General features: G+C 65.4%; 4 protein-coding genes. 3 read left to right on the forward strand and 1 reads right to left on the reverse strand.

The window, feature by feature from the left end; genetic code table 11:
• The first annotated feature begins 2 nt into the window (after positions 1-2).
• Together R5H32_RS20710 and R5H32_RS20715 are read left to right on the forward strand one after the other, a co-directional pair.
• Entirely contained in the window at positions 3-104 is a 102-nt protein-coding gene (locus R5H32_RS20710; RefSeq protein ID WP_318340382.1) for a trimethylamine methyltransferase family protein, read from the forward strand.
• A gap of 50 nt (positions 105-154) precedes the next feature.
• Positions 155-2,566, forward strand: coding sequence for an FAD-dependent oxidoreductase (locus tag R5H32_RS20715; RefSeq protein WP_318340531.1), 2,412 nt, complete (start codon positions 155-157; stop codon positions 2,564-2,566).
• A gap of 272 nt (positions 2,567-2,838) precedes the next feature.
• On the opposite strand, the gene R5H32_RS20720 is transcribed toward R5H32_RS20715, so the two are convergent.
• Positions 2,839-2,979: a hypothetical protein gene (locus R5H32_RS20720; protein WP_318340532.1), complete on the reverse strand. Its 141-nt coding sequence runs from the start codon at positions 2,977-2,979 to the stop codon at positions 2,839-2,841.
• 283 nt (positions 2,980-3,262) lie between these two features.
• Between R5H32_RS20720 and R5H32_RS20725 the strand changes: the two genes are divergently transcribed.
• The coding region (locus tag R5H32_RS20725) for a calcium-binding protein (RefSeq protein ID WP_318340533.1) at positions 3,263-3,917 on the forward strand (655 nt) is incomplete at its 3' end.

Raw genomic sequence — 3,917 nt, forward strand, 5'->3', positions numbered from 1 at the left:
CCTTGCGCGACTACGAAGAGCCCACGCTGGACCCCGCCATCCGCGAGGCGCTTGACGCCTATGTCGCCCGCCGGAAAGAAGAGATCGGCAGCGACGAGCCGTGAGCCCCTCCCGCAGTACCCATACAAACGACGATTTCCCGAAAGGCTTACACATGAAAACCAATGCCCAGGCTGTCGTGATCGGAGGCGGCGTCATCGGCTGCTCGATCCTTTATCACCTCACCAAGCTCGGCTGGACCGATGTCGTCCTGCTTGAGCGCGACGAGCTGACCTCCGGCTCGACCTGGCACGCGGCGGCCAACATCCACGGGCTGCACGACAACAACAACATCACCCGGATCCAGAACTACACGATGGATCTCTACAAGACGCTCGAGGCCGAGACCGGCCAGGGCTGCGGGGTGTTCCAGCCGGGGTCGCTCTACCTCGCGCAGACCGAGGCGCGCGAGCACCAGCTGCGCCTGCAGGCGGCCAAGGCGAAATACTACGGGCTGAACTTCCACGAGGTCAGCCGCGACGAGGCTGAGCGGCTGCATCCCCTGGTCAATTTCGACGGCATCCGCTGCATCATGTTCGAACCCTCGGGCGGCAATGTCGACCCGTCGGGCGTGACCAATGCCTATGCCGTGGGTGCGCGCCAGCGCGGCGCCGAAATCCACCGCTTCACCCCGGTGACCGCGACCGAGCAGCAGCCCGACGGGACATGGATCGTGCGCACACCCAAGGGCGACATCCGCACCGACTGGGTGGTCAACGCGGCCGGTCTCTGGGGGCGCGAAGTGGCCGCGCTGGCGGGGATCACGCTGCCGCTGCAGCCGACCGAGCACCAGTATTTCGTCACCGAGACGATCCAGGCCATCGCCGACATGGACCGCCGCCTGCCCTCGGTCGCGGACCGCGACGGGGAATACTACCTGCGGCAGGAGGGCAAGGGTCTCCTGATCGGCGCCTACGAGCGCGACATGCGCTTCTGGGCCGAGGAGGGTACGCCGCTCGACTTCGCGCATGACCTCTTCCCCGACGACCTCGGGCGGATCGAGGAGAACATGATGCGCGCCATCGACCGGGTGCCGGCGGTCGGCGAGGCCGGGATCAAGCGGGTCATCAACGGCCCGATGATCTGGTCGCCGGATGCCAACGTGCTCTACGGCCCGCATCCCGACCTGAAGAACTACTTCTGCTGCAACGGCATCATCCCCGGCTTCTCGCAGTCGGGCGGAATGGGCCTGATGGCGGCGCAGTGGATCGTCGACGGCGAGAGCCAGTACGACATGTTCGCCTGGGACGTGGCGCGGTTCGGCGAATGGGCGGACAAGGCCTTCACCAAAGCGCGGGTGCGCGACCAGTACGCGAACCGCTTCAAGATCCACTTCCCGAACGAGGAACGCGCGGCGGGCCGCCCGGTCCGCACCCGGCCCGTCTACGAGACCCAGAAGGCGTTGGGCGCGGTCTTCGGCCTGAACTACGGCTGGGAACACCCGCTGTGGTTCTCCGACACGACCGGCACGACCGACACCAACGGCTTCACGCGCCAGAACTGGTGGGGCCCAGTGGGAGAGGAATGCCGGATGCTGCGCGACCGCGCGGGGATCATCGACATCTCCAACTTCGCCAAGTACCGGGTCACGGGCGCGGGCGCGTCGGACTGGCTCGACGCGCTCTTCGCCAACCGGATGCCGAAGGCGGTGGGCCGGTCCTGCCTGACGCCGCTCATCGGCGTGCGGGGCGGGATCGCGGGTGATTTCACGGTGACGAAGCTCGGCGAGGAGGACTTCCTGATCGTCGGCTCCGGCATGGCCGAACGCTACCACAAGCGCTTCTTCGACGCCGTCGCGCGCCCCGCGACCGTGCGTTTCGAGAGCCGGACCGAGGCGATGTGCGGCTTCAACGTCGCCGGGCCGCAATCGCGGGCGCTCCTGCAGGGGCTCACCGACGCCTCGCTCGCGACCGCGGACTTCCCGTTCATGCGCTCGGCGCGGATCACCCTGGCCGGGGTCGAGGTCGTCGCCATCCGGGTCTCGTTCACCGGCGATCTCGGCTGGGAACTGCATTGCCGGACCGAGGATCAGGCCGCGCTCTATGCCGCGCTTCTGGAAGCCGGCAAGGCGGTCGGCGCCGGTCCGGTCGGGTCGCGGGCGCTGATGAGCCTGCGCGTCGAGAAGGGCTACGGGTCCTGGAGCCGCGAATACAGCCCCGAGTACTGGCCGCAGGAAACCGGGCTCGCGCCACTGATCAAGATGGACAAGGAGTTCCTGAACAAGGCCGCCTATGCCGCGCTGATGGACCGCGCTCCGCGCGAGTCGCTGTCCATGGTCGAGGTGCTCGACGTGAAGGAAGCGGATGCGACCGGGGGCGAGCCGATCTTCCTCGCGGGCGGCAAGCCCGTGGGCCGCGTGACCTCGGGCGCCTACGGCTACTCGGTCGGAAAGTCCCTCGCGCTCGCCTATCTGCGGGGCGTGGCGCCGGGAACCGAGGTCGAGGTGATGATCCTCGGCCGGCCGCATCGCGGGGCTGTCCTCGACCGCCCGCCCTTCGACCCGGACGGCGAACGGCTCCGCGCCTAGTTTTCGGCCCGCCTGCCTCGAAAAAATCGGGCCGCCGGGCCTGGGTGTAACGTCGCAATGCCCCTGACAGGCAAAGCGAGGGAAATGCCCAGGTTCAGCGAACGACTTAATCGAGCTCCTCCCGACGCGGGCCAACGACGGTCTCGGCGCTATGAAGGTCTGCCGGAGGATCAAATCCTGCGGCAGACCAATGTAAGTTGCAAAAGGAACGCAGCGGGCTTCAGCCGTCAGAGATGCGACAGTAGAAGCTGACTGAGGGGGGAGCGCGCGCCTCAGGCGGATCGCCGCCGACCTTCGCCCGGCATGGTCTTGTCGCGCGATGCGCCGATGTCCGGCACGATGGGTCCGATTTTCAGGGACACCGGGAGATTGCGGCCTTTATGGCCTGCGTCATCCTTCGCCTGCTCGGTCACGATCCGTATTCTCGTCGCTGGAGACCGGCAGAGGTCAGAACCGAGCTTCGGTGATGGTCCGGTCGTCGCGGCGACTTACGGGAGCGAATCGGTCTTGGCGCATGAGTTCCGCGACAATGGCCGCGAAAGAGTTACTACCTTGGTACGATACTGACCGGAAGGGTAAAGAGCTATAATACCCCCTTGATATCCCGCGTATTCTGGTTGGGTTTACACCAGAATTTTTCTTGTAAATCAATCCGTTCACCGGTTTTTCAACCAGTCACGCGAGGGGGAGGTCAGAATGTGCCCGCCCAATGTCATCGTCGGAACAGAACTCAACGACAGTCTCTCGGGCACCGCTGGCGACGACCAGATGTTCGGCCTTGATGGAAACGACGTCCTGGCGGGAAACGGCGGTAATGACACGCTAAATGGCGGGCTAGGCAATGATCGCCTCGAGGGCGGCGACGGTGACGATGTTCTCGTCGGTGGCGAGGGCAGCGACCAGCTTTATGGAGGATCTGGACGGGATACATTTATCATCAGCTCCGATCCGGAAAGTGCCGACAAGATTCAAGACTCCTCCTCCGAGGATTGGATCGGAATCGACCCGACCGATTTCGGTCTCACAGAAGGCAATGGCTTGGTAGACGGCCAATTGGATCCGGGATGGTTCGTCGTCGGCGCGTCCGCAACTGCAGTCGGCCATGGTCAGTTCGTATTCACCGGTGGGAACGGAAGGTCCTACCTGTTGTGGGATCCCGACGGAGCAGGCCCGGCAAGCGCCATCACCATCGCAAGCTTCATGCCAAAGTCCTCGGTTACGGCTAGCCAGTTCAAAATGCTCTCCGCCGCCCCGGCGATCACCAGCCTGGCCGCGGTCTCGGTGCCCGAGAACCAGACCGCGGTGCTCGACGTCCAGGCCCAGGACGATACCGACGCCGAGGGCGCGGGGC

The organism is Defluviimonas sp. D31 (assembly GCF_033436765.1).
Lineage (GTDB): Bacteria > Pseudomonadota > Alphaproteobacteria > Rhodobacterales > Rhodobacteraceae > Albidovulum.